The sequence below is a fragment of the Pseudomonas sp. Sample_11 genome (assembly GCF_004307505.1).
Taxonomy (GTDB): domain Bacteria; phylum Pseudomonadota; class Gammaproteobacteria; order Pseudomonadales; family Pseudomonadaceae; genus Aquipseudomonas; species Aquipseudomonas atacamensis.
The window spans coordinates 34,796-59,919 of record NZ_RCOD01000028.1 but is presented as its reverse complement, the minus strand read 5'-3'; the positions used below and the strand labels follow the sequence as shown (position 1 = coordinate 59,919).

Here is a 25,124-nt window from a genome sequence, read left to right as displayed (position 1 = left end):
GGATAAATCCCCTCGCCACAGGGGATTCATCCCCGCTGGGTTGCGAAGCAGCCCCAAAACCATTCAGCGCGGTGATTCAGTCAGATCTGGCAAGCCGGATTTACGACTGCCGCGCAGCCGGACGGGGATAAATCCCCTCACCACAGGGTATTCATTCCAGATTGCTTATGGCCGGGCCTTGAGCTGCGCTTCAGCCGCCGACGCCAGATCCGGCGGCAGGAAATCCTTGTCCGGGTTGTAGTCGGCTTTCAGATAACGCCGCAGGTCTTCCAGGTCACCCGGGTTCAGCGTCCCCGCCGCCTGCTTCAGGCGCAGGTTGTCGAGGATGTAGTCGTAGCGGGTGTTGTTGTAGTTGCGCACCGAGGTGTACAGCTGGCGCTGCGCGTCGAGCACGTCGACGATGTTGCGTGTGCCGACCTGATAACCGATTTCCGTGGCTTCCACCGCGCTCTGGTTGGAGATGATCGACTGGCGGCGCGCCTGCACCTGCTCGACGTCGGTGTTCACCGCGCGGTGCAGATTGCGGGTGTTTTCCACCACTTGCCGGCGCAGCGATTCGCGCTGCTGTTCGCTCTGATCCAGTTGCGCATAGGACTGACGCACTTGCGAACTGGTCAGCCCGCCGCTGTAGATCGGGATGTTCAGTTGCAGGCCCAGGGTGCTCTGCTCGACGTTGCCGCCATAAGGCGCGCCGAACGAGTTGGGGTTGGCAAAGCCGAGGGCGTCGTTGTCGCCTTTCTCGTATTTCGCCACGGCGTCGAGGGTCGGCAAGTGGCCGGCCTTGCGCTGCTTGAGTGTCTGCTCGGCAGAGCTGACCGCGTAGTTGCTGGCGAGCAGATTGAGGTTCTGCCGCGCCGCCGTGTCGACCCAGGATTTCGCATCGTTGGGCGCCGGCGGCAAGATCGGTAGCGTATGAACGATGCCCTGAATCGAGTTGTACTGACGGTTGGTCAGGGTGATCAACGCCTGGAACGCATCATCGACCTGACGCTGGGCGACGATGCGGTTGGCTCGCGCGGTGTCGTAACTGGCTTGCGATTGCAGCACGTCGGTCTTGTCCGAGAGGCCGACATCGAAGCGCTCGTTGGACTGATCGAGCTGACGTTTGAACGCGGCTTCTTCAGCCTTGGTCGAGGCCAGGTTGTCCTGGCTGCGCAGCACGTTGAAGTAGCTTTCAGCGCTCTGCAGGATCAGGTTCTGTTCGGTCGCCGACAGCTGCAGAGCGGCCTGCTCGTTGACGTCCTTCGCCGCTTGATACTGGAACCAGCGATCGGCGCGGAACAGCGGCTGCGCGAGGGTCGCCTGATAGGAATGCGCGCTGCGGTTGGCGATGGCTGAAGGCTGGTCGATCGAGGTGCGCACGTCAGCAACTTCGGCGCCACCGGACAGGTTCGGCAGCAGACCGGCGCGAGCCTGCGGCACCACTTCTTTCTGCGCGCCATACTGGGCGCGGGCCGCCGCGAGGTCGGCGTTATTGTCGACCGCTTCCTGATAGACGCTGACCAGATCGGTTTTGGTCGACAAGGGTGCTTCCGCTGCCCAGGCCATTGTGTTGGACGCACAGGACACGGCAACAGCCAATGAAAGTTTGCGCAGCATGAGGCGATCCCTAGCATGAATATTATGGAAGTAATCCGGGCGCCAAAGGTAAGGCGCAGCCCGCACAGCGTCAAGGCTGAGCAGGCCCAGCGAGTGTAGTTGCGCATTGCTCCGGCAACAATCGGCCAGCCTGGGTATTTACGCCATTCATCATGGCGTTCGCTGCGGTGTTGGCGTTCCTTGATGGTTGTGTCTAGACTGGCCGGGTTCTTGTCGGGGTGCCTTGCTATGAGGCTGAGATCGAATAATTTCGGATCCCGTTGAACCTGATCAGGTTAGCGCCTGCGTAGGGAACAAGATTTCTCGTCACCCGGCGAGTCCTCTTGTGCTTCGTCCGGGATATTGTTCGACAATCGAACGCCATGACGAATGCACAGCACCGGTCCTGGTGCGTCCGTGCCTTTCAGGTTCTGCTCCGACAATCCACTGCTGGATGCTGTCTGGAGAGCCTGTGATGACAACAAAAGAAAAAAACGCGATCAACCTGAGTGACTCGGCCAAGGTCGACGAGCAGTCGGTCAAGCCGTTCACCCGTTCGCAAAAAGTCTACGTTCAGGGTTCGCGCCCGGACATTCGCGTACCGATGCGCGAAATCAGCCTCGATGTAACCCCGACCGATTTCGGCGGCGAGATCAACGCCCCGGTCACTGTCTACGACACTTCCGGCCCGTACACCGATCCGAACGTGGTCATCGACGTGCGCAAAGGTCTGGCCGATGTGCGTTCAGCGTGGATCGATGACCGTGGCGATACCGAGCGCCTGCCGGGCCTGAGTTCGAACTTCGGTCAGCAGCGTCTGGCCGATGCCGAACTGACCAAACTGCGCTTTGCCCACGTCAACAACCCGCGCCGGGCCAAGGCCGGGGCCAACGTCAGCCAGATGCACTACGCGCGCAAAGGCATCATCACTGCCGAGATGGAATACGTCGCCATCCGCGAAAACATGAAGCTGCAAGAAGCGCGCGCGGCCGGCCTGCTCAAGCAGCAGCATGCCGGCCACAGCTTCGGTGCAAGCATTCCGCAAGAAATCACCCCTGAATTCGTCCGCGAAGAAATCGCTCGCGGTCGCGCGATCATTCCCGCCAACATCAACCACGTCGAACTGGAACCGATGATCATCGGCCGTAACTTCCTGGTGAAGATCAACGGCAACATCGGCAACAGCGCCCTGGGTTCTTCGATCGAAGAAGAAGTGGCGAAGCTGACCTGGGGCATTCGCTGGGGCTCGGACACGGTGATGGACCTGTCCACCGGTAAACACATTCACGAAACCCGCGAGTGGATCATCCGCAACTCGCCGGTGCCGATCGGTACCGTGCCGATCTATCAGGCGCTGGAGAAGGTCAACGGCGTCGCTGAAGACCTGACCTGGGAGCTGTTCCGCGACACCCTGATCGAACAGGCCGAGCAGGGCGTCGACTACTTCACCATTCACGCCGGCGTGCTCCTGCGTTACGTGCCGCTGACCGCCAAACGCGTCACCGGCATCGTCTCCCGTGGTGGTTCGATCATGGCCAAGTGGTGCCTGGCGCACCACAAAGAGAACTTCCTCTACACCCACTTCGACGAAATCTGCGAAATCATGAAGGCCTACGACGTCAGCTTCTCGCTGGGCGATGGCCTGCGTCCGGGCTCGATTGCCGACGCCAACGACGAAGCGCAATTCGGCGAACTGGAAACCCTCGGCGAGCTGACCAAGATCGCCTGGAAACACGACGTGCAATGCATGATCGAAGGCCCGGGCCACGTGCCTATGCAGTTGATCAAAGAGAACATGGACAAGCAGCTCGAATGCTGCGACGAGGCGCCGTTCTACACCCTCGGCCCGCTGACTACCGACATTGCGCCGGGCTATGACCACATCACTTCCGGTATCGGCGCGGCGATGATCGGCTGGTTCGGTTGCGCGATGCTCTGCTACGTGACGCCGAAGGAGCACCTGGGCCTGCCGAACAAGGATGACGTGAAAACCGGGATCATCACTTACAAGATCGCCGCGCATGCGGCGGACTTGGCCAAGGGACACCCGGGCGCGCAGATCCGTGACAACGCGCTGAGCAAGGCGCGTTTCGAATTCCGCTGGGAAGACCAGTTCAACCTCGGCCTGGACCCGGACACCGCGCGCTCCTATCACGACGAAACCCTGCCGAAGGACTCGGCCAAGGTCGCGCATTTCTGCTCGATGTGCGGGCCGAAATTCTGCTCGATGAAGATCACCCAGGAAGTCCGCGAGTATGCGGCCAACCAGCGCATCGACGCGGTCGATGTGGACGTCGCCAAGGGGCTAGCTGAGCAGGCCGAGCGGTTCAAGAAGGAAGGCAGTCAGCTGTACAAGAAAGTCTAGTCACAAGCGGCAAGCGGCAAGCGGCAAGCTGCAAGCGGCAAGCTGCAAGCGGCAAGCTGCAAGATTAGAAGCAGTCCGCGTACCGCTTTTAACTTGCGGCTTGCAGCTTGCAGCTTGCAGCTTGCAGCTTTTTCCTGCTCCTCTTTGAGATAACACCCTTGAGCATTCAACCCGGCACTTATTCCCCCGACCTTGCCGTGCCCGCTGAAAAGCGTGTGTTCGGCGGTCGCGATCTGTTTTCCCTGTGGTTCTCCCTCGGCATCGGCCTGATGGTCTTGCAGACCGGCGCATTGCTCGCGCCGGGCCTGGGCCTGTCCGGTTCTTTGCTGGCCATCTTCCTCGGCACGCTGGTGGGCGTGCTGTTGCTGGCTGCAGTCGGCGTGATCGGCAGCGACACCGGCCTGTCATCGATGGCGGCGCTGAAGCTCAGCCTCGGCAGCAAAGGCGCGAGCCTGCCGGCGCTGCTCAATCTGCTGCAACTGATCGGCTGGGGCTCGTTCGAAATCATCGTCATGCGCGATGCCGCCAGCCTGCTCGGCACCCGCGCCTTCAGCGAAGGTTCGCTGTGGGCCAATCCGATTCTGTGGACGCTGTTCTTCGGTGCGCTGGCGACCTTGCTCGCGGTGAGCGGGCCGTTGACGTTCGTGCGGCAGATTCTGCGCAAGTGGGGCATCTGGCTGCTGCTCGCCGCGTGCCTGTGGTTGACCTGGAACCTGTTCGCCAAAGCCGACCTCGTGGCGCTGTGGGCGCGCGCCGGTGACGGCTCGATGCCGTTCGCGGTGGGCTTCGACATTGCCATCGCCATGCCGCTGTCGTGGCTGCCGTTGATTGCCGACTATTCGCGTTTCGGCAAACGCGCAAAGAATGTTTTCGGTGGCACGGCTGTGGGTTTCTTCATCGGCAATTTCTGGCTGATGAGCCTTGGTGTGGCCTACACCCTGGCGTTTGCGCCGAGCGGTGAAGTCAACGCGCTGCTGCTGGCCTTGGCTGGCGCCGGTCTGGGCATTCCGCTGTTGCTGATTCTGCTCGACGAGTCGGAAAACGCTTTTGCCGATATTCATTCGGCAGCGGTCTCGAGCGGGATTCTGTTGCGTCTGAAAGTCGAGCACCTGGCCTTGGCCATCGGCGTGATCTGCACGCTGATCGCACTGCTGGCGCCGTTGGCGCAGTACCAGAATTTCCTGCTGTTGATCGGCTCGGTGTTTGCGCCGCTGTTCGGCGTGGTGCTGGTGGATCACTTCATCCTGCGCAAGCGCAGTGCTCAGGTCGCCTCAGCCGCATTGCGCTGGCCGGCGTTGCTGGCGTGGCTGGGTGGTGTGAGCACCTACCACTTGCTGGCGAATCTGTATCCGGATGTCGGCGCAACCCTGCCGGCGCTGGTGCTGGCAGGGCTGTTGCAGTTAGTGCTGGGCCGGGCCTTCAGTTACGGCCGGGAAACAGCTCAGGCTTGAGAATGCCGTTCAGGCGCGGATAAGGAATCTTCAGTTCGACGTGGCCCAGCGCATAGGGCGCGATGGTGGTCACGTCGTACTTGAGGATCACGCCACCGTAGGTCAGCGCCACGTGCGGGGTTTTCACGAACGGCCAGTTCGCGACGAATTCCGCCTCCTGATCGAGCTTGGTGCTGATCAGCCAACTGTTGTGCGCCACTTGCGCGGCTTTCCAGAACGCCTCTTCCTGACCCGGCAGCAACATATCGGAGAGATTCAGCACCTTGTGCTGCTGGCGCGAATAGTTGATGAAACCGCGACCCGGCGTGCCGTGGGCGCCGCCGGTATCGAGGTAGCTCGACAGCTCGATGATCACCAGTCCGTCATGCTGCTCGCGTACTTTCGCTTGCAGATAGCTGCTGTTGCGCGGGCCGGCGCTGGCCAGGAACTGCTCGCGGTAGGCGGCCAGGGTTGGCGCTACGGGTGCGTTCTTCTCGGTGCGGGTCATTTGCAGCAGACGTTTTTCGATGATGCCGTCCAGTGCCGGCTCGTCCGGGAAGCGCAGAGTGTCGATGTTCACCAGCGGGCAATCGGGATTGGAACAGCCGGGTTTGAGTTGTTCCGAGGCGTCGCGGGTGGTTTCCAGCGGCGTGCGATAGTTAGGCTGGAACAGGCTGGCACAAGCGCCCAGAGTCAGGGCAATAGCGGCCACAGAGGCAATTTTGAAAAGCGACATGGGCGTCCTTTCGAAAGCAGGGGAAGGCAAAAAGATACCGCTTCGACTCTCAACGGAGCAGTCAGTTCGCCACTAAGCTGATTAGAGTGTGTTTCAGCTTCACCGTCCATCCCGCTGACGGTAAAGGGGCTGCATCAAACGGTGCGGGCGCGTTAGGATGGCGCGAAGTCGAGGTTGCCGGTTGTACGCGCAAACCCCGTAAAGGATATGCAGTAAAGAGGATGATCATGACTGACTTTGCCAACGCCATTCCGACCGCCGTCGATATCGTGCGGCGCGAAAAATGCTACGAGGGCTTCTACAAGCTCGACCGTGTGCACTTGCGCCATGAGCTGTTCGCCGGGGGCATGAGCCGCGAGATCAACCGGGAAATCTTCGTGCGCCACGATGCCGTGTGCGTCCTGCCTTACGATCCGCAGCGCGATGAAGTGGTGTTGATCGAGCAGTTTCGTGTCGGCGCCATGGGCAAGGCCGACAACCCGTGGCTGGTCGAACTGGTCGCCGGTCTGATCGACAAAGATGAGCAACCGGAAGAAGTTGCTCACCGCGAGGCGCAGGAGGAAGCTGGGCTGGACATCAAGGCGTTGTGGCCGATGACCAAGTACTTTCCATCGCCGGGTGGCAGCAACGAATTCGTGCATTTGTATCTGGGGCGTTGCAGCACCGACGGTGTCGGCGGTCTGCACGGGCTGGAAGAAGAGGCCGAAGACATTCGCGTAACGGTCTGGGCCTTTGAAGATGCCTTGCAGGCCGTGCGTGATGGACGGATTGCCAACGCGGCGAGCATCATCGCCTTGCAGTGGCTGGCGCTCAACCGCGCCGAAGTGAGGGGGCTATGGTCGTAAACAAGCTGCGCGATCGTTATCGGGTTGACCTCGTAGGGCTGCAAGCCGCCTGCGAGGCCAACTACGCGCGCCTGATGCGACTGCTGCCGGACATGCGCAACGAACCCGAGGCGCGGCGTATCGCCGTGACCCAGGGCGAGCAGATGCTCGGCGTGCTCGCCCTCGAAGTGCTGCAGACCTGCCCGTACACCACGACCTTGCAGGTACGCCAGGAGCACAGCCTGCCATGGTTGCCGGTGCCGCAACTGGAAGTGCAGGTCTACCACGACGCGCGCATGGCCGAAGTGGTCAGCGCCGAACATGCACGACGCTTTCGCGGCATCTATCCTTATCCGAACGCCGCCATGCACCAGCCCGATGAAAAGGCCCAGCTCAATGTGTTTCTGGGCGAATGGCTGAGTCATTGCCTGGCGTTGGGGCACGAGTACGAAGTCGTTCGCTAGTTGTGAACTGCGTCCGCTTCGGCGGTTTCCCCTTTTTGTCATCCCCCAGCATAATTGCCGCACCCATCCATTGCGTGCCTAGCCCCGGGAGAGCGCCTTGCCCAGCGTATCGACAATTACCAGCGCCGACCCGGCGCTGCTGGTGCAGTTGTCCGACAGCCACCTGTTCGCTGAAGCGCACAGCAAGCTGCTGGGCATGAAGACCCGCGAGAGCCTGCAACAGGTCATCGACCTGGTGTTGGCGCAACAGGCGCAGATCGATCTGCTGCTGGCGACCGGAGATATTTCCCAGGACGGCACGCTGGAGTCGTATCAGGCCTTCCGCCACATGAGCGCGCAGATCAATGCCCCGGCGCGCTGGATTCCCGGCAATCACGACGAGCCGATGGTCATGGCCGAGGCGGCGGTGCAGAGCACGCTCCTGGAGCCGGTGGTCGATATTGGCAATTGGCGGGTGACGATGCTGGATTCGGCGGTGCCGGGTTCGGTGCCGGGCTATCTGCAGGATGATCAATTGCAACTGCTGGCCCGCGCGCTGAGCGAGGCGCCGGAGCGTCATCATCTGGTGTGCCTGCATCATCATCCGGTGTCGATCGGCTGCGCGTGGATGGAGCCGATCGGCCTGCGCAACCCGGAAGCGTTCTTTGAAGTGCTGGATCGCTTCCCGCAGGTTCGCGCGGTGTTATGGGGGCATGTGCATCAGCAAATCGATCGCGAACGCAATGGCGTGCGCTTGATGGCCTCGCCTTCGACGTGCATCCAGTTCGAGCCCGGGAGTGCGGATTTCAAAGTGGGCGAGCAGGCGCCGGGGTATCGCTGGCTGCGGTTGTTGCCGGATGGCCAACTGGAAACCGGCGTCGAACGAGTCACCGACTTCGAGTTCACCGTCGATTACGGCTCCAACGGTTACTGAGACCTCCGTGTAGGAGCTGCCGAAGGCTGCGATCTGTTGATTTTCGCTTTAAAAGACAAGATCAAAAGATCGCAGCCTTCGGCAGCTCCTACAGGTGCATTTGTATGGCCCATCCAATGCAGACTCCCTGTAAACTCCGCTATCTTTCGCCGACAGCCAGGGAGCTCAAATGTCCGGTTCGATCCTCTATATCCACGGTTTCAACAGCGCGCCGGCCTCGAAGAAGGCCTGTCAGCTGGTCGCGGTCATGGAGCGGCTGGGTTTGAGCGAGCAATTGCGCGTGCCGGCGCTGCATCACTATCCGCGCGAAGCCATCGGTCAGCTCGAGCAGGCAATCGCCGAGCTGGGCCGGCCGTTGCTGGTGGGAAGTTCGCTCGGCGGCTACTATGCGACTCACCTGGCCGAGCGCCATGGCCTGAAAGCCCTGCTGGTCAACCCGGCGGTCAGCCCGCACCGGATGTTCGATGGTTATCTGGGCACGCAGCAGAACCTCTACACCGATGAAACCTGGGAACTGACCCACGACCACGTCACGGCGCTGGCCGAACTGGAAGTGCCGCCACCGCAGGATCCGCAGCGTTATCAGGTCTGGTTGCAAACCGGCGACGAAACGCTGGATTATCGCCTCGCCCAACAGTATTACCGCGCCTGTGCCTTGCGCATCCAGGCTGGCGGCGACCACAGTTTCCAGGGCTTTGCCGGGCAATTGCCGGCGTTGCTGAGTTTTGCCGGCATGGCTGCCGATATGTATCAGGCAATCGATTTCACCACGCTGTGAAGTCTTGCCCCTCTTTCATGAATGACTGACGACGAGACCTTATGGCCACTCCCAGCGCTAGTTCTTATAACGCCGACGCCATCGAAGTCCTCTCGGGCCTCGACCCGGTGCGCAAACGCCCCGGCATGTACACCGACACCAGTCGGCCGAACCACCTCGCCCAGGAAGTCATCGACAACAGCGTCGACGAAGCCCTGGCCGGCCACGCCAAATCGGTGCAGGTCATCCTGCACGCCGACCATTCGCTGGAAGTCAGCGACGACGGCCGTGGCATGCCGGTCGACATCCACCCGGAAGAGGGTGTGTCCGGCGTCGAACTGATCCTTACCAAGCTGCATGCGGGCGGCAAGTTCTCCAACAAGAACTACCAGTTCTCCGGCGGTCTGCACGGGGTGGGTATTTCCGTGGTCAACGCGCTGTCGACCGAAGTGCGCGTACGGGTCAAGCGTGACGGCAACGAATACCAGATGACCTTCAAGGACGGCTTCAAGGCGTCCGAGCTGGAAATCGTCGGCACCGTCGGCAAGCGCAACACCGGCACCAGCGTGTACTTCGCGCCGGACCCGAAATACTTCGATTCTCCCAAATTCTCCATCAGCCGCCTCAAGCACGTGCTCAAGGCCAAGGCTGTGTTGTGCCCGGGCTTGCTGGTCAGCTTCGAAGACAAAGGCACCGGCGAGAAAGTCGAGTGGCATTACGAAGACGGCCTGCGCTCTTATCTGGTCGATGCGGTCAGCGAATTCGAACGTCTGCCGAACGAGCCGTTCTGCGGCGCTTTCGCCGGTAATAAGGAAGCGGTCGACTGGGCGCTGCTGTGGCTGCCGGAAGGCGGCGACGCGGTGCAGGAAAGCTACGTCAACCTGATCCCGACCGCCCAGGGCGGTACGCACGTCAACGGTCTGCGTCAGGGCCTGCTCGACGCGATGCGCGAGTTCTGCGAGTTCCGCAGCCTGCTGCCGCGCGGCGTGAAGCTGGCGCCGGAAGACGTCTGGGAGCGCATCGCTTTCGTCTTGTCGATGAAAATGCAGGAGCCGCAATTCTCCGGCCAGACCAAAGAGCGTCTATCTTCCCGTGAAGCAGCGGCGTTCGTTTCCGGTGTGGTCAAGGATGCGTTCAGCCTGTGGCTCAACGCCAACCCGGAAACCGGTCTGGCCCTGGCCGAACTGGCGATCAACAACGCCGGCCGCCGCCTCAAGGCGAGCAAGAAAGTCGAGCGCAAACGCGTCACCCAAGGTCCGGCGCTGCCGGGCAAACTGGCTGACTGCGCCGGGCAGGACCCGATGCGTTCCGAGCTGTTCCTGGTCGAGGGTGACTCCGCCGGCGGTTCGGCCAAACAGGCGCGGGACAAAGAGTTCCAGGCGATCCTGCCGTTGCGCGGCAAGATCCTCAACACCTGGGAAGTCGACGGCAGCGAAGTGCTGGCCAGCCAGGAAGTGCACAACATCGCCGTGGCCATCGGCGTCGATCCGGGCGCGGCGGACATGAGCCAGCTGCGCTACGGCAAGATCTGCATCCTCGCCGACGCTGACTCCGACGGTCTGCACATTGCGACCTTGCTGTGCGCGCTGTTCGTCCAGCACTTCCGCCCGCTGGTGGATGCCGGTCACGTCTATGTGGCGATGCCGCCGCTGTACCGCATCGACCTCGGCAAAGAGATTTACTACGCCCTCGACGAGGCCGAGCGCGACGGTATTCTCGATCGCCTGGTGGCCGAGAAGAAACGCGGCAAGCCGCAGGTCACCCGATTCAAGGGTCTGGGCGAAATGAATCCGCCGCAACTGCGTGAAACCACCATGGACCCGAACACTCGGCGTCTGGTGCAGTTGACGCTGGGCGAAGACTTCGCCGAAACCTCGGAAATGATGGACATGCTGCTGGCGAAGAAACGCGCTGGTGACCGCAAATCCTGGCTGGAATCCAAAGGCAACCTCGCCGAGGTGCTGGCCTGATGCAGTTTGGCTGGGCCTTGGCGGGTGCGTTGCTGCTGAGTGCGCTGAGCGTGTCGGCCGAGCCGCTGCAACAATTGCGGCTGCTTTCCGAACACCCGGTCGAAGGCATGCGCGGCGGTAACCTGTCGGGGCTGGCCATGTGCGGCAATGAGCTGTGGACGGTTTCCGATCGCGATGACGAGCAGATCTATCGGCTCGATACCCGCGATCCGGTCTGGCAGGCGCAGACCGTGCACATCGACGTGCCGCCCGTGCCGGAGAGCGGCTTGCCGTGGGGCTTGAGTTCGCGCACTTGGGCGGCGTCGTTCATTCGCGGTGGCGATCTGGATTTCGAGGGCATCAGTTGCGACAGCGTAGGCAATCGCTACATCGTCAGTGAGGCCCATGCGGCGGTGTTGCAGGTGCCGGTCAGTGGCCCGGCGAACTGGCTGAAAATCTCGCCGCTGCTGGTTCGCGAAGCGCGGGCGAGCGGCCTGCTGCTCAAGTTCAATTCGATCTTCGAAGGCCTGGCGATCAACCCGGCCGGTGATCAGATATGGCTGGCCGCCGAACGGCAAAAACGCGGCCTGCTGCTGATCAAGCGCCAGCAGACGGTGTGGGATTGTGACGGTCGCTGCGTGCTGCTCAGTGAGGGCGGCAAGGAGATGCAGCCGCCACAGTTTCCCAAGGCGAAAGCGGTGCATCGCGACTTTTCCGACATTTCCTTGTTCAACGGCAAGCTGTTTACCCTTGAACGCAACGCTTTCGAGATCTGCCGTCGCGATGCACAGACGGCCAAGGTCGAGCAATGCTGGTCGTATGCCGGCGAACTGTTGCAGGAACAACGTCGGTATTCGCAGAACTACGGGCTGGAAGAAGCGCTGATCATTGATGCCGAAGGTGCGTGGATCGGCGTCGACAACAATTTTGGCCCGCGTGCTGATGGCGAAGTCCGCCCGGTGGTCTGGCGCTTTGCCGCGCCGGACGGTGGCTGGAGTGCCAGGCCATGAGCCAGCAGCCACCGGGCAAGCGTGCCGGTCGGGTGTTGATGATCCTCGCCTGGTGCGCGGCGCTGTTTCTCGCGACGCGGTTTTTCGGTCAGTGGGAACAGCGCCAGCAGAATCCGAACATCGTGGTCACGTCGGAGCAGGGCGAAGGTTTTATCGAAGTGAAACTGGCGAGCAATGCCCAAGGGCATTTTGTCGCCAGTGGCCAGATCAACGGCGAACCGGTCGAGTTCATGCTCGATACCGGCGCCACTGATGTGGCGATCCCGGCGGATCTGGCCAAGCGTTTGAAGCTGCAAGAAGGTTTCGGCGTGACCCTGAGTACGGCCAACGGCCTGAGCCAGGGCTATCGAACGAAGATTGCCCGCCTGCAATTGGGCGACATCGTCCTGCGGGATGTCCGCGCACTGGTGGCGCCGGGGCTGCATGGCGATCAGGTGCTGCTCGGCATGAGCGCCCTTAACAGACTTGAATTTACCCAGCGCGGTGGCACCATGCTGCTGCGCCAGACAACGAACCGATGAGGCCCGCATGAGCGACTCCCTTGATCTCAGCCTGGACGGTGTAGAACGCCGCTCGCTGGCTGACTTCACCGAAAATGCCTACCTCAACTACTCCATGTACGTGATCATGGACCGCGCCTTGCCGCATATCGGCGACGGCCTGAAGCCGGTACAGCGGCGTATTGTCTACGCCATGAGCGAACTGGGGCTGGACGCTGATTCCAAGCACAAGAAATCGGCGCGTACCGTCGGTGACGTGCTCGGCAAGTTCCACCCCCACGGCGACTCGGCGTGCTACGAAGCGATGGTGCTGATGGCGCAGCCGTTCAGCTATCGCTACACGCTGGTCGACGGCCAGGGCAACTGGGGTGCGCCGGACGATCCCAAGTCCTTCGCCGCCATGCGTTACACCGAAGCGCGGCTGTCGCGCTATTCCGAAGTGCTGCTCAGCGAGCTGGGCCAGGGCACCGCTGACTGGGGGCCGAACTTCGACGGCACCCTGCAGGAACCGCTGGTGTTGCCAGCGCGCCTGCCGAACATTCTGCTCAACGGCACCACCGGTATCGCCGTGGGCATGGCCACCGACGTGCCGCCGCACAACCTGCGTGAAGTCGCCACCGCCTGCGTGCGTCTGCTCGATGAGCCGAAAGCCACGGTCGAGCAGCTCTGCGAACACATTCAGGGGCCGGACTATCCGACCGAAGCGGAAATCATCACGCCGCGTGCCGACCTGCTGAAAATGTACGAAACCGGCAAGGGCTCGGTGCGCATGCGCGCCGTGTACCACGTCGAGGATGGCGACATCATCGTTACCGCGCTGCCGCATCAGGTCTCCGGCGCCAAAGTGCTGGAGCAGATCGCCGCGCTGATGCAGGCCAAACCGTCGAAAGCGCCGCAGATCGCCGATCTGCGTGACGAATCCGACCACGAAAACCCGTGCCGCATCGTGATCATCCCGGTCAATAGCCGCGTCGATCACGAAGCGCTGATGCAGCACCTGTTCGCCAGCACCGAGCTGGAGTCGACCTACCGGGTCAACGTCAACATCATCGGTCTGGACGGCAAGCCGCAGCTGAAAAACCTCCGTGCGCTGCTGGTCGAATGGCTGGAGTTCCGCGTGCTGACCGTGCGTCGCCGCCTGCAATTCCGCCTCGACAAGGTCGAGCGTCGCCTGCACCTGTTGGATGGTTTGCTGATCGCCTACCTCAACCTGGATGAAGTGATCCACATCATCCGCACCGAGGAACACCCGAAAGCCAAGCTGATCGAGCGTTTCGCCCTCAGCGAGATCCAGGCCGACTACATTCTCGACACCCGTCTGCGTCAGTTGGCGCGACTGGAAGAAATGAAGCTGCGCGACGAGCAGGACGAACTGCTCAAGGAACAGGCCAAGCTGCAAGCGCTGCTGGGCAGCGAAGCGAAGCTGAAGAAGCTGGTGCGCACCGAGCTGCTCAAAGACGCCGAAACCTACGGCGACGACCGCCGCTCGCCAATCGTCGAGCGCGCCGAAGCCAAGGCGTTGAGCGAGCACGACCTGCTGCCGAACGAGAAAGTCACTGTCGTGCTCTCGGAAAAAGGCTGGGTGCGTTCGGCCAAGGGCCATGACATCGACGCCACCGGTCTGTCGTACAAGGCCGGCGATGGCTTCAAGACCTCGGCGGCGGGGCGCTCCAACCAGTTTGCCGTGTTCATCGACTCCACCGGCCGCAGCTATTCGGTCGCTGCGCATACCTTGCCGTCGGCCCGTGGTCAGGGCGAACCGTTGACCGGCCGCCTGACGCCGCCACCGGGCGCCTCGTTCGAATGCGTGCTGATGCCCGAAGACGATGCGTTGTACGTGATTGCCTCCGATGCCGGTTATGGCTTCGTGGTCAAAGGCGAAGACCTGCAAGCGAAGAACAAGGCTGGCAAGGCGCTGTTGAGCTTGCCGAACAACGCCAAGGTCATCGCGCCGCGCCCTGTGGCCGATCGTGAGCAGAACTGGCTGGCCTCGGTCACGACCGAAGGTCGCCTGCTGATCTTCAAAATCAGTGATCTGCCACAATTGGGTAAGGGCAAAGGCAACAAGATCATCGGTATTTCCGGTGAGCGCGTGGCCAGTCGCGAAGAATATGTCACGGACATCGCCGTTCTGCCGGAAGGCGCCACCCTGGTTTTGCAGGCTGGCAAACGGACCTTGTCACTGAAAGCCGACGACCTCGAGCACTACAAAGGTGAGCGTGGACGGCGCGGAAACAAACTTCCGCGGGGCTTCCAACGGGTCGATGCGCTGCTCGTCGAAAACCTCAATTAGGCGAGAACGCCTTCCTAGAGCGTTCGATCTGCGATTAAACGCGTAGATCGACGCTTTGGCGCTGGAGTCGGAACGCATATTCACGGATGATATGGCCTTTCAAGCGCCGGCGTGGCCGAGCGTTCTTCATATTTATTGAGTATTTTCACTGTGGTCAGCCTTGTGGCGGCCACCTGGACGGGATGATGACTGCTCTACGCCCCCTTATTTTGTTGCTCGCCGGCGTTCTTGGCCTGGCGGGTTGCAGCGTTCACCAGCCGGTGTCGCTGTACCAACTGGACAGCGGAAGTCCGGTTCAGCCTGCGCAAAGCGCGGGCATGGCGGTTTTGCTGGGGCCGGTGGTTGTTGCCGATTACCTGCAACGCGAAACCCTGCTGCAACGTCAACCGGACGGCAGCCTGCAAGCGGCGACCGACGGTCGTTGGGCTGGCAGCCTTTCGTCGGATATCGATCAGCTGCTGATGCGTCAGGTCGCCGGTCATCTGGACAGCCAGCGCGTGGTGCTGGCGCCGGCCACGGCCGGGTTCACGCCGGATGTGCAGGTTTTGCTGACCATCACTCGTCTGGATTCCGGGGCGAAACAACCGGCGATTCTCGATGCACAGTGGCGGTTGATCGATCGTCGCGGCAAGGTGCGCGATAACCGCATCATTCACCTGCAGGAAACGCACGCTGGCAGCACCGCTTCCCAGGTGCAGGCACAAGGGGTTCTGTTGCAGCGTCTGGCCGAGCAGCTGTCGGTGGCGCTCAAGCCACTGGCCAACCAGCCGCCAGTGGCCGAGGCACCGCGCAAGGCCGCGCCGAAACCCGCAGCGCCGGCGGCGGATGCCGAGAAGCAGCCGAAGATTCCAATGGCCTCGCCGATTCGTACGGATATGGAAGTGTTTCGCTTCTGAGGCTGGAACGAGTCAGAACAGAGCCCGCCTTGTGCGGGCTTTGTTTTGTCTGGAGGTGGGGTGGAAGATCAAAAGCCCCTCACCCTAACCCTCTCCCGGAGGGAGAGGGGACCGATTGGGGGATATTCGATAGCTACACCGACGTGAACGCGCGGAGGTGAATCCATAATCGCCAAGATCTGTCAGGTCGATATATGGCGCCAGACACCTCGGTCGGTTCCCTCTCCCTCTGGGAGAGGGCTAGGGTGAGGGGCTTTTCAGGGATGCACACATTCCAGTAACGCCGCGCACAAAAAAGCCCGCAGACAATCACTCGTCTGCGGGCTTTTGCGTATCGGGCCTAGGCCTTACGCCCGGCGCTCATGCATCCGCGCCAGTTGCCGCTCCAGCATCGATGGATAAGGCTCCATCAACCGCTCCACACAGCACGCGCCTTCAGGGCTGGCGATCGGCCGGATCCGCGCACGCTGGCGGATCAACGCGTCATCGCTGATCTTGCGTTCAACCAGTAGCAGATTGCGGCTGTGTTGCGACAAGGCCAGTGCATCCTGGGCCGAATCGGTCAGCAGCAGATCAATCTGGCTCAGACCGAACAACTCATCGCCCAGGGTCAGGCCCAACTGCAATTGCAGGGTGATGCCGCTGTCTGCGACCTCGATCTGCAACTGATGACCCAGAGCACGAAGCAGTTCGCCGCAGCAGATGGCATTGGTCAGGTAATCGTCGCCGCAATCTTCGGTGTGGAACAGCAACAGCGTGCTGCCATCGTTGAGGGTTTCGATTTCGCCCTGATACAGCGACGCTGCCTGCTCGAGGCAGTCGCGATAGCGATCCTGCAGTTCTTCCAGGCGTGCGCGAGGCAAGCGACGCAGTTGTTCCTGCGATCCCAATTGCACGGCCAGTACGGCGGTGTGCTGTGGCACGTCAGGGCTCGGTTTGCGCGTGAGCGGTTGGGCGGCGCCGTTGAGCGATTCGTCGCGCAGGTCGGCGAAGGCGTCATCTTCATCATCGTCTTCGACGGTGCTGACCAGGTGACGCGGCGCCGGTTTCTTCGCGGCCAGCGGGCGGCTTTCGTCGAAACTTGGATCGCGCAGGTTACGCACCTCGAATTCCGGCTCGTCTTCTTCCTCGGCGAATTCCGGCTCGGGTTCAGGTTCAGGCTCCGGTTCCGGGGCGTAGCTGGCGTGCAGCTGGCGCGCCAGATCGCCGATTTCATCCTGGCGATCGATGCCCGGTGTATGCGCGTCGATGCGGCGCAGCCACACACGCAATTGCAGCAGTGGCGTCGACAGATAACGGCCCATGCGCAGGCTCAGAGCCAGCGACAGTGCCAGCAGAATCGCGCTCAGAATGCCCATGCTTTGCAGGCTGATGGTCATTGGCTGCTGGAACTGATCCATGTCCAGGCTGATGCGCAGTTGCCCGGCCGTCACGTCCTGGAAAGTGATCTTGCTCTCGTACATGCCCTCGGCTTCGCCCAGAAGGCTGTGCTTGGGACGCTGACCGGACTCGGCGAGGATGCGGTTGTCCACACTGTAGATTGCCGCGTGGGCGACCAGTTTGTTCTTGGTCAGGTTGTTGAGCAGCACGTTGAGGCTGAGGATGTCGTTGGACACCAGCAGCTCGGTGGCGGAGGTGGCAGTCTGCGTGGTCAGGCTTTCGCCCAGCGCATCGGCCTGCTCGTGCATGGCCTGCTTGAATTGCAGCCCCATCACCCCGGCATAGATCACCAGGGCCAGAGCGACCAGGATCACGTTGTGGCTGGCAATGCGCAATGCAATCGGTACACGGCGATGGCGCAGTGCACGGAAGATCAGCAGGAAGAAGTTATCGGTTTTGACTGGCGTGGGCCGGTTCACTTGAGCTCGGCTCTTTGTCCGTGAAGTTGACGCGCAGTATAGCGACAGGCCCCAGACCGGCAAAGCGCTCGCGGTGCCCGATGGTCACTGAAAGTGGGTAGAATGCGGTTTTTTTCCAGTTGCGGGGGTGCGCGTTGCGCGAAATCGTCCTGATTAACATCACGGGAGTCGACCGTCCGGGTCTGACGGCGGCCATCACCGGTGTTCTGGCACAAGGTGGTGTGAACATTCTCGACATCGGTCAGGCGGTGATCCACGACACCCTGTCGTTCGGCATCCTGGTTGAAATTCCCGATTCCGAACAGGGCAAGTCAGTGCTCAAGGACATCCTGTTCAAGGGCTACGAACTGGATCAGCAAGTGCGCTTCACCCCGGTGTCCGAAGAGGATTACCAGCAGTGGGTGGGCAATCAGGGCAAGAAGCGCCATATCGTCACCTTGCTGACGCGCAAGGTCACTGCCGGCCAGTTGCAGGCGGTCAGCGCCATCACCGCCAAATATGGCTTGAACATCGACCATATCGACCGTCTGTCGGGGCGCATGCCGCTGGACACTCCGGCCGACAAGGGCAAGGGCTGCATCGAGTTTTCCGTGCGCGGTGAAGCGGCCGATCCGCAGGCCCTGCGCGCCGAATTCCTCAGCGTTGCCCAGGAATTGAACGTCGATATCGCCTTCCAGGAAGATTCGCTGTTCCGTCGCAACCGGCGTTTGGCCGTGTTCGACATGGACTCGACGCTGATCGAAGCGGAAGTCATCGATGAGCTGGCCAAGGCGGCCGGCGTGGGTGACCGGGTCTCGGAAATCACCGAGCGCGCCATGGCCGGCGAACTGGATTTCCGCGCCAGCTTCAAGGAGCGTCTGGCGCTGCTCAAGGGCCTCGACGTCAGCGTGCTCGACTCGATCGGCGCCTCGCTGCGCCTGACCGAAGGCGCCGAAACCCTGTTCGCCGAACTCAAGCGCCTCGGCTACAAAACCGCCATCCTGTCCGGCGGCTTCACTTATTTCGCCAAGCAGTTGCAAGCCAGGCTTGGCATCGATTACGTGTTTGCCAACGAGCTGGAAGTGGTCGACGGCAAGTGCACCGGCGTGGCGATCGAGCCGATTGTCGATGCGCAGCGCAAGGCTGACTTGCTCAAGGAACTGGCGCACAAGGAAGGTCTGCGTCTGGAGCAGACCATTGCCGTCGGCGACGGCGCCAACGACTTGCCGATGCTGGCGATTGCCGGGCTGGGCGTGGCGTTCCGCGCCAAACCACTGGTCAAGCAGTCGGCGAAGCAGGCGATCTCAACGCTGGGGCTGGATGGTGTGTTGTATCTGTTGGGCTTCCGGGATCGCGACGGGCAGTTGTAACTGACAAAGCACAAAGATCGCAGCCTTCGGCAGCTCCTGCATTTGGAATGCATTTCCCTGTAGGAGCTGCCGAAGGCTGCGATCTTTTGCTTTAAAGCGAATTCCACAACGAATCAAAATCCTCCTCACCTCCGCCATTCTGCGCAGGATCCAGCGAGCGATAGGCGAACTGGTTGAAGCTGTGCGTACTCGCCACCCGCCGATCCAGCCCGGCGCGGTGTTCTTCGCCCTGTGTATTGATTAACACCTTGTTGCCTTCCTGAAAGGGCAGGCGCGGCGCAAGCACGGTGGCCGGCACATCGATCGCACTGATTTCCGGCAACAGCAAACCGCGCAAATACTGGCTGTGATCATCTTTCGTTCGGACCAGTTGCAGCCCGCACGGCTGCGCGTGTGGTGCGACCAGTTCAATGCCCATCTGCGTGCCGCTGCCGCGCACCTGGCGGATCCAGCGAATCACCGCAATGCTCCAGCCTTTGCCCTCGCTGTCCTGAATGCCGAGCATTTCCCCGGCCTGCAAGTCCGCCGGTACTTCGCTGGGCCAGGCCAGGCAATAACCGCCGGGACTATGGTTGATCACCGGCAAGGCGTAAGTCGGATAATTCGGCGCGTTGCCCGGGCCTTCTTCTTCGCTCAACTGGTCGTACTGGATTTCCTCGTACGGCAACAGCTCATCGTTACTTTGCGGGGCAGCGTCGAACGCCTGACTCCAGCTGTCCTTTTCGCCCCTGGCCACGACGCTGCTGAAGTTTGCCGCGCGGGCACCGGGATGTTTGAGCAACTCGCTGAAGGTTCGCTCGCCGCCGAGGTAGAAGTGCAGGGCGCTCATGCCAACGCACACGGTCAGCGTGCCCTGGCCGGCGATGCGTTGAAAGCTCCGTTCGGCCGCCTGGCCCCAAGTGGCATGGAGATGTTGCCGGGTATCGATGCTGAGCCCGGCCGAGACAGGCAAAGGTGTCGAAGTCGGCTGTTGCAGCAGGTGCGTTTCGAGCTGTTTGACCAGCGGTTGCGGATCGAAGCCCAGCAGTCCGCTCTGTTGTTCGCTGCGAAACATCTTGCGGTAGCGCGGGCCGACATCGAGTTCCGGACTGACCGCAAACAAGCCGTCGTCGGCGCTGTCGGGATGCAGTTTGAGCAGGGCGCTCCACGGCTCGATCACCTCGGCCAGCCGGGCAATCTGGCTCTGGCGCAATTGATTGCAACGGGCACAGCCCAATAGCAGCGCGGCGATGTAGGTCTGTTCGACGCTCAGTTCGCTGATCAAAAAGGCCAGATCATCGCGCAGCCGCCGTTGTTGCAGCTGCAATTGCGCCGCGCTGCGATACAGCTGGTGCAATTCGAACCACACATGTTCCGGCGGAGAACTGTACAACTGCGTGGCGCGCACCAGTTGCGCCTTGAGAGCATGCGCCGCGCGTTGCAAGGCGGTGCTGACCAACGTCGCGCGGTCTTTGCTGTATTTGGGCAGGATGCGCAGAACGATCTGTTTATAGCCGATGGCCAGCTGACCTTGCAGCGCCTGACACAGGTTGCTGACTTTGCGCGAGCGCTCGTCGAGCATGATCGCCTGATGCAGAAAGTGCCGCTCCAGATGCTGGCAGACGAAATACACCTCGGGCCGCAACAGTTCCAGGAGTTGCAGGCGATTGTCGCTGGGAGTGAGCAACAGGTTCAGTTCGCCGAGGCCTTGATAGAGCAGGCGGGCGGTTTCGCCGATGTTGGCCTTGGGCAGGCCGGCGATCCAGCGCTTGAGGTCACGCGGGCTGGCGTCGCAGAACGACAGGCGCGTTTGCGTGGGAGTCGGAGCGCGCAGCTTGGGAGATAAGATGGTCTGGCTCATGAGCAAAACCATAGCAGCAAATGCCGCGGTTTGCGGAAGCAGCCTCGGCTGCTTCCGCAAATTGGGTCACGCTTTTGGCAGTGCCAGGCCTTGGCCCATCTGCACTGGCGAGCCGGCCACCAGTTCTTCGGCCCACTTCACCTGATCCGGACCAAACAGCACGATTGCCGTCGAACCGAGCTTGAAGCGCCCCAGTTCCGCGCCTTTTTCCAGATGAATCGGTGCGCGTGCGGCTTCGTCGTAGCGGAAGGTTTTCAGCTCGCGCTTCGGTGGCGTGACCAGACCGGCCCACACGGTTTCGATCGAAGCGACAATCATCGCGCCGACCAGCACCACGGCCATTGGCCCGCGCTCGGTATCGAAAATGCACGCCACGCGCTCGTTGCGGGCGAACAGTTCCGGGACGTTTTCGGCGGTGGTCTGGTTCACCGAGAAAATGCGGCCCGGGATGTAGACCATTTCGCGCAGGGTGCCGGCCAGCGGCATGTGCACGCGGTGGTAGTCCTTCGGCGACAGGTAGATCGTGGCGAAATCGCCGCCCATGAACGGCGCTGCGTTGGCCGCATCACCGCCGAGCAATTCGAGCACGCTGAAACTGTGGCCCTTGGCCTGGAAAACGCGACCGTGCTCGATCGGGCCGAGCTGACTCACCGCACCGTCGGCCGGGCTGAGGATCGCACCCGGAGTTTCGTCCAGTGGACGCGCGCCGTCTTTCAACGCACGCGTGAAGAATGCGTTGAAGTGCTCGTAAGCGGTCAGGTCTTCGACCAGTGCTTGCGACATGTCCACTTGATAACGCTTGGCGAACCATTGGGTGAAGGCATTCTTGAACCAGCGCACACGGCATTCGGCGATGCAGCCGGCCAGGCGCGACAGCAGGTGATGCGGCAGCAGGTACTGGCTGAGGATAAACAGACGCTCTTTCATTAGTTGTCCTTAAAAACCTTGAATCTCGACTGGCGTGTCGGGGTGGTTGCCCCATTCGCCCCAGGAACCGGCGTAGCCCTTGACCCGCGGATAACCGAGGGCTTTGGCCACCAGATAAGTGAAGCCCGACCGGTGATGGGTCTGGCAGTGGGTAATGATTTCCTTGTCCTTGGTGATCCCGAGGTTTTCGAGGATCTGCTGCATGTCGCTGCGGATACGCAACTGACGAGTCTGGTCCATGCCGGCGGTCCATTCGAAATTGACCGCACCAGGGATGTGTCCGCCCTTGGCGGCGAGGACTTTCTCGCCGGAATATTCCAGCGGCCCGCGCGCATCCCAGATCGCCAGATCGGCAGCACCGAGACGGCTTTGCAGGTATTCGCGGGTGGCGGTCGGTTCGTCGTGCAGGGTCAGCGAGACCGGGCCACCGACGGCGGCCGGCACCTGAATCGACATCGGCATACCGTCCGCCAGCCAGGCCGGCAGACCACCGTCTATATAGTGGTACTTGTCGTGGCCAATGACATCGAGCAGCCAGATGAAACGCCCGGCCCAGCCACCGCCCTCATCGTCATACACGACGTATACCGCGTCTTTGCGATGACCGAGCTCACCAAACAACGCTTCCAGATCGGCCTTCGCCGGCATCAGCCCGGGCGCCGGTGGCTGGCCGAGCTGGGTGCGTTTCGGGTCGACAAAACGTGCGCCGGGCAAGTGACCTTCGGCATACCGGGCAGGGCTGGTCAGGTCCACCAGAATCAGTTCCGGGGACTCCAGACGCGGCAGCAGGTCGCTCGGCTCGATGACAAGCGGCAAGCCAGAGAAGTCAGACATGTGAGGTCTCCAGAGCACAAAGGGGAGGATTGTAGCGCAGGCTCATTGGCCGCGGCTGCTAAAGCTGTGCAGGGCTTTTTCGATGCACTGCGCGGTTTTGCCGAAGGCTTGTACGGTGATGTCGGCGAACGGCCCGCCACCCTGATCGGCAACGACGATCATGATCACCCGGCCGTTATTCACCAGCGAACGCAAGAATAAGTGCTCGCCGCGAAACAGCGTGCGCAGGCTCGCTGGCAATAAGGCAGAGAATTGCCCGTTGTTCTCCGGCGTGATCCGCACCTGCGCCTGCTGAGCGAGCAGGCGTTGCAGGACTTTGCTCTGGCTGACGACAAAACTCAGCGCCGCCGCATCCTTCGGCAAACCGGCGGTCTGGTGCACGCGCAGGGTCGAGTGCGTGCGGTCGGCCATCAGAATCATCACCCGACGCATGCCGCTCGCCACCAGTGCCTCGCGGGCGGCGACGGTCAGGCTCATGGCATTGGTGAAGCGGCTGGGCTCGGCGAGGAGTTCGGCGCATTGCCGACGCCACTGGCCCAGATCATCCGCATTCGGCGCTGCGGCCGGGAGCATGCCGGCCGGCAAGCGACGAGTGCCCCACGGCCAGATCAGCGAAACCGCCGGGTGCCATAAATCAGGCATCGCATGCTGACGCGCGCTGTTCGCCGCTTGCTGGTGCAACTGTTGCTGCACTTCGTCCATGGAAATTTGCAGATAGAGGCTGGTCAGGTACTGCCAGCGCTTGCTGTGCGGACTGTCCCAGGCCTGTTGCGCCGACAGCGCCAGCCCATTGGCGAGCAGCACGGTATTGGCGGGTTGATTGAGCCAGCGGCGTAGCGTCGGGTCTTCGTCGAGGCGATTTTGCTGGCGCAGTGGGTGCTCGCTGTCGCGGGCGATGCGCAGCACTTTGACCAGTTCGCGTTGTTCGCTGAGCAGCAACTTGTAGCCTTGCTCGACCCAGATCGGCAGATGCCAGGCCTGGACCAGTGCCTCGGCAATCTTCAACAGGCGCACGCCGAACAATTGCTTTTCGACCACACGTGCCGACTCGCCCTTGTGGATCACCCGCAGTTCCCACTCCTCAAGCAACTGCGGATAGGTCAGTGCCAAGGGCCACAGCGGCGACAAAAACAGCAGACTGCCCCAGTGGATGTCCTGCCACAGCCGCGCCAGGCGACTGGCAAAAAAGCCGTTGGCCTGCTGTGTTGCGTGTTGGCTGATCAACTGCAATTGGCGCAAAGCCTTGGGGATCTGCCGGTGCGGTTCGGCGGGCAGGCGCGCGAGCAATTCTTCGGTGCGCGCAAGGCCCAGGCGATTGATTGCCACCTCGAGATTTTCCGCTGGCGCGGCCATGGTGCCGTGGGTGTGACGATTCGCCTCACGGATGATGCTCAAGGCCAGCGCCGGGCTGTCCTGCATCAACTCGGCGATGTCGCGCAGCGAGCTGCGATTGTCGCGGATCGCCCGGCAGACTTTGTCGTGAGCCTCTTGTGGTACGGGCAGGCGGACGCTGTCGAGCAGCTTGACCCAAGCTTGGAGGGTGCTCGGTTTTACCGATGGAATGTTCGTTTCATTAGCCATGTCTGGACGAGATCTTCACTGACTGTAGACGCGCCCGGCATGGGCTAAATTGGCTTTTCGCCTGAACTGGCTATAGTCTGGCGCAGTTTTGCCGATAAGTAGAAGAAGAGATTTTTTAACTTCCGAATATGACCTTGAACCCGACTTAAACAAGTACCTTCTACCTATGGCTAAAATTATCGGCATCATCGTCGTATTCGCGAGCGTGCTCGGCGGATACGTGCTCTCCCACGGCAAGATTGCCGCCCTGATCCAGCCCTTCGAGGTGTTGATCATCGGTGGTGCGGCCCTTGGCGCGTTCCTCCAGGCCAACCCCGGTTACATGACGATGCACGTGCTCAAGAAATCCCTGAGCATGTTCGGTTCGCGTTTTACCCACACCTTCTATCTGGAAGTGCTCGGGCTGATCTACGAGATCCTCAACAAGAGCCGCCGCGAAGGCATGATGGCCATCGAAGGCGACATCGAAGATGCCGCCGCGAGCCCGATCTTCGCCAAGTACCCGGCGGTGCTCAAGGATGAACGCATGACTGCGTTCGTCTGCGATTACCTGCGCATCATGTCTTCCGGCAACATGGCTCCGCACGAACTGGAAGGCCTGTTCGACATGGAACTGTACAGCCTCAAGGAAGACCTCGAGCACCCATCCCACGCAGTCAACGGCATCGCCGACGGCATGCCCGGTTTCGGTATCGTTGCGGCGGTACTCGGTATCGTGGTGACCATGGCTTCGTTGGGCGAGGGCGACCAGGCGTCGATCGGTCTGCACGTGGGTGCGGCACTGGTCGGTACCTTCTTCGGTATTCTCGCGGCGTACGGTTTCTTCGGTCCGCTGGCGCATTCCCTGGCCCACGATGCCAAGGAAGAGCTCAACGTCTACGAAGCCATCAAGGCCTCGCTGGTGGCTTCGGCGTCCGGCATGCCGCCGTCGCTGGCGGTCGAGTTCGGGCGCAAGGTTCTGTACCCGGCGCACCGTCCAAGCTTCGCCGAGCTGGAACAAGCGGTTCGCGGTCGCTAAG

Annotated in this window: 20 protein-coding genes and 1 riboswitch; of the genes, 13 read left to right on the top strand and 7 right to left on the bottom strand. The window is 61.5% G+C overall.

Features of this window, described 5'->3' with window-relative positions; genetic code table 11:
* Nucleotides 1-165 precede the first annotated feature (165 nt).
* Nucleotides 166-1,599, bottom strand: coding sequence for a TolC family outer membrane protein (locus tag D8U60_RS06960; protein ID WP_016771977.1), 1,434 nt, complete (start codon nt 1,597-1,599; stop codon nt 166-168).
* A gap of 204 nt (nt 1,600-1,803) precedes the next feature.
* Nucleotides 1,804-1,909, top strand: a riboswitch (TPP riboswitch).
* A gap of 144 nt (nt 1,910-2,053) precedes the next feature.
* On the opposite strand from D8U60_RS06960, the gene thiC reads away from it, so the two are divergent.
* Both thiC and cytX read left to right on the top strand, forming a co-directional pair.
* Nucleotides 2,054-3,943 carry a phosphomethylpyrimidine synthase ThiC gene (gene thiC, locus D8U60_RS06955; protein ID WP_130899797.1) on the top strand — a complete coding sequence of 630 codons (1,890 nt, stop codon included), beginning with the start codon at nt 2,054-2,056 and terminating at the stop codon, nt 3,941-3,943.
* A gap of 158 nt (nt 3,944-4,101) precedes the next feature.
* A complete protein-coding gene (cytX, locus tag D8U60_RS06950; RefSeq protein WP_125917487.1) occupies nt 4,102-5,394 on the top strand; it encodes a putative hydroxymethylpyrimidine transporter CytX in 1,293 nt (430 codons plus the stop codon).
* Here cytX and D8U60_RS06945 read toward each other — a convergent pair.
* Nucleotides 5,363-6,109: an RsiV family protein gene (locus D8U60_RS06945; protein ID WP_016771974.1), complete on the bottom strand. Its 747-nt coding sequence runs from the start codon at nt 6,107-6,109 to the stop codon at nt 5,363-5,365. The two genes, cytX and D8U60_RS06945, sit on opposite strands and share 32 nt — an antisense overlap.
* Nucleotides 6,110-6,336: 227 nt before the next feature.
* Between D8U60_RS06945 and D8U60_RS06940 the strand changes: the two genes are divergently transcribed.
* From D8U60_RS06940 to D8U60_RS06895, 9 genes are all read left to right on the top strand, one after another.
* Nucleotides 6,337-6,954, top strand: coding sequence for an NUDIX domain-containing protein (locus tag D8U60_RS06940; RefSeq protein WP_024011344.1), 618 nt, complete (start codon nt 6,337-6,339; stop codon nt 6,952-6,954).
* On the top strand, nt 6,945-7,397 hold the full coding sequence (locus D8U60_RS06935; protein ID WP_016771972.1) for a DUF1249 domain-containing protein: 453 nt from the start codon (nt 6,945-6,947) through the stop codon (nt 7,395-7,397). The genes D8U60_RS06940 and D8U60_RS06935 overlap by 10 nt, the downstream gene beginning before the upstream one ends.
* 97 nt (nt 7,398-7,494) lie before the next feature.
* Nucleotides 7,495-8,310 (top strand): 3',5'-cyclic-AMP phosphodiesterase, encoded by an 816-nt coding sequence (gene cpdA / locus D8U60_RS06930; RefSeq protein ID WP_122881202.1) that lies wholly within the window; start codon nt 7,495-7,497, stop codon nt 8,308-8,310.
* A 169-nt stretch (nt 8,311-8,479) separates the two neighbouring features.
* Entirely contained in the window at nt 8,480-9,088 is a 609-nt protein-coding gene (locus D8U60_RS06920) for a YqiA/YcfP family alpha/beta fold hydrolase (RefSeq protein ID WP_130899796.1), read from the top strand.
* Between the two features lie 41 nt (nt 9,089-9,129).
* On the top strand, nt 9,130-11,037 hold the full coding sequence (gene parE, locus D8U60_RS06915) for a DNA topoisomerase IV subunit B (RefSeq protein WP_024011346.1): 1,908 nt from the start codon (nt 9,130-9,132) through the stop codon (nt 11,035-11,037).
* Nucleotides 11,037-12,026 carry an esterase-like activity of phytase family protein gene (locus D8U60_RS06910; protein ID WP_122881201.1) on the top strand — a complete coding sequence of 330 codons (990 nt, stop codon included), beginning with the start codon at nt 11,037-11,039 and terminating at the stop codon, nt 12,024-12,026. Before parE ends, D8U60_RS06910 begins: the two co-directional genes overlap by 1 nt.
* The gene (locus D8U60_RS06905) at nt 12,023-12,547 is read left to right on the top strand and encodes a TIGR02281 family clan AA aspartic protease (protein WP_024011348.1); all 525 of its coding nucleotides are present in this window, start codon (nt 12,023-12,025) and stop codon (nt 12,545-12,547) included. The genes D8U60_RS06910 and D8U60_RS06905 overlap by 4 nt, the downstream gene beginning before the upstream one ends.
* A gap of 7 nt (nt 12,548-12,554) precedes the next feature.
* Nucleotides 12,555-14,819, top strand: a complete 2,265-nt coding sequence (gene parC, locus D8U60_RS06900; RefSeq protein WP_024011349.1) for a DNA topoisomerase IV subunit A — start codon at nt 12,555-12,557, stop codon at nt 14,817-14,819.
* Between the two features lie 185 nt (nt 14,820-15,004).
* Nucleotides 15,005-15,715 (top strand): PqiC family protein, encoded by a 711-nt coding sequence (locus D8U60_RS06895; protein ID WP_024011350.1) that lies wholly within the window; start codon nt 15,005-15,007, stop codon nt 15,713-15,715.
* Nucleotides 15,716-16,062: 347 nt separating this feature from the next.
* On the opposite strand, the gene D8U60_RS06890 is transcribed toward D8U60_RS06895, so the two are convergent.
* Nucleotides 16,063-17,574: an AhpA/YtjB family protein gene (locus tag D8U60_RS06890; RefSeq protein WP_130899795.1), complete on the bottom strand. Its 1,512-nt coding sequence runs from the start codon at nt 17,572-17,574 to the stop codon at nt 16,063-16,065.
* Nucleotides 17,575-17,708: 134 nt separating this feature from the next.
* On the opposite strand from D8U60_RS06890, the gene serB reads away from it, so the two are divergent.
* Nucleotides 17,709-18,923, top strand: coding sequence for a phosphoserine phosphatase SerB (serB, locus tag D8U60_RS06885; protein WP_041477650.1), 1,215 nt, complete (start codon nt 17,709-17,711; stop codon nt 18,921-18,923).
* A 91-nt stretch (nt 18,924-19,014) separates the two neighbouring features.
* Here serB and D8U60_RS06880 read toward each other — a convergent pair whose 3' ends face one another.
* From D8U60_RS06880 to D8U60_RS06865, 4 genes are all read right to left on the bottom strand, one after another.
* Nucleotides 19,015-20,763: a molecular chaperone gene (locus tag D8U60_RS06880; RefSeq protein WP_130899794.1), complete on the bottom strand. Its 1,749-nt coding sequence runs from the start codon at nt 20,761-20,763 to the stop codon at nt 19,015-19,017.
* 66 nt (nt 20,764-20,829) lie between these two features.
* The gene (gene asd / locus D8U60_RS06875) at nt 20,830-21,690 is read right to left on the bottom strand and encodes an archaetidylserine decarboxylase (protein ID WP_024011354.1); all 861 of its coding nucleotides are present in this window, start codon (nt 21,688-21,690) and stop codon (nt 20,830-20,832) included.
* Between the two features lie 9 nt (nt 21,691-21,699).
* Nucleotides 21,700-22,524, bottom strand: a complete 825-nt coding sequence (gene rhdA, locus D8U60_RS06870; protein ID WP_122610348.1) for a thiosulfate sulfurtransferase — start codon at nt 22,522-22,524, stop codon at nt 21,700-21,702.
* Between the two features lie 42 nt (nt 22,525-22,566).
* Nucleotides 22,567-24,105 (bottom strand): HDOD domain-containing protein, encoded by a 1,539-nt coding sequence (locus D8U60_RS06865; RefSeq protein ID WP_122748033.1) that lies wholly within the window; start codon nt 24,103-24,105, stop codon nt 22,567-22,569.
* 166 nt (nt 24,106-24,271) lie between these two features.
* Between D8U60_RS06865 and motA the strand changes: the two genes are divergently transcribed.
* Nucleotides 24,272-25,123, top strand: a complete 852-nt coding sequence (gene motA, locus D8U60_RS06860; protein ID WP_016771962.1) for a flagellar motor stator protein MotA — start codon at nt 24,272-24,274, stop codon at nt 25,121-25,123.
* Nucleotide 25,124: the final 1 nt, after the last annotated feature.

Excerpts from the sequence above, each read along its gene's own strand:
- D8U60_RS06895 (WP_024011350.1), top strand. The coding sequence starts at position 15,005 with ATGACTGCTCTACGCCCCCTTATTTTGTTGCTCGCCGGCGTTCTTGGC.
- D8U60_RS06880 (WP_130899794.1), bottom strand. The coding sequence starts at position 20,763 with ATGAGCCAGACCATCTTATCTCCCAAGCTGCGCGCTCCGACTCCCACG.
- D8U60_RS06935 (WP_016771972.1), top strand. The coding sequence starts at position 6,945 with ATGGTCGTAAACAAGCTGCGCGATCGTTATCGGGTTGACCTCGTAGGG.
- D8U60_RS06920 (WP_130899796.1), top strand. The coding sequence starts at position 8,480 with ATGTCCGGTTCGATCCTCTATATCCACGGTTTCAACAGCGCGCCGGCC.
- D8U60_RS06865 (WP_122748033.1), bottom strand. The coding sequence starts at position 24,105 with ATGGCTAATGAAACGAACATTCCATCGGTAAAACCGAGCACCCTCCAA.
- D8U60_RS06910 (WP_122881201.1), top strand. The coding sequence starts at position 11,037 with ATGCAGTTTGGCTGGGCCTTGGCGGGTGCGTTGCTGCTGAGTGCGCTG.
- thiC (WP_130899797.1), top strand. The coding sequence starts at position 2,054 with ATGACAACAAAAGAAAAAAACGCGATCAACCTGAGTGACTCGGCCAAG.
- parE (WP_024011346.1), top strand. The coding sequence starts at position 9,130 with ATGGCCACTCCCAGCGCTAGTTCTTATAACGCCGACGCCATCGAAGTC.
- motA (WP_016771962.1), top strand. The coding sequence starts at position 24,272 with ATGGCTAAAATTATCGGCATCATCGTCGTATTCGCGAGCGTGCTCGGC.
- rhdA (WP_122610348.1), bottom strand. The coding sequence starts at position 22,524 with ATGTCTGACTTCTCTGGCTTGCCGCTTGTCATCGAGCCGAGCGACCTG.
- D8U60_RS06905 (WP_024011348.1), top strand. The coding sequence starts at position 12,023 with ATGAGCCAGCAGCCACCGGGCAAGCGTGCCGGTCGGGTGTTGATGATC.
- D8U60_RS06940 (WP_024011344.1), top strand. The coding sequence starts at position 6,337 with ATGACTGACTTTGCCAACGCCATTCCGACCGCCGTCGATATCGTGCGG.
- D8U60_RS06960 (WP_016771977.1), bottom strand. The coding sequence starts at position 1,599 with ATGCTGCGCAAACTTTCATTGGCTGTTGCCGTGTCCTGTGCGTCCAAC.
- D8U60_RS06945 (WP_016771974.1), bottom strand. The coding sequence starts at position 6,109 with ATGTCGCTTTTCAAAATTGCCTCTGTGGCCGCTATTGCCCTGACTCTG.
- asd (WP_024011354.1), bottom strand. The coding sequence starts at position 21,690 with ATGAAAGAGCGTCTGTTTATCCTCAGCCAGTACCTGCTGCCGCATCAC.
- parC (WP_024011349.1), top strand. The coding sequence starts at position 12,555 with ATGAGCGACTCCCTTGATCTCAGCCTGGACGGTGTAGAACGCCGCTCG.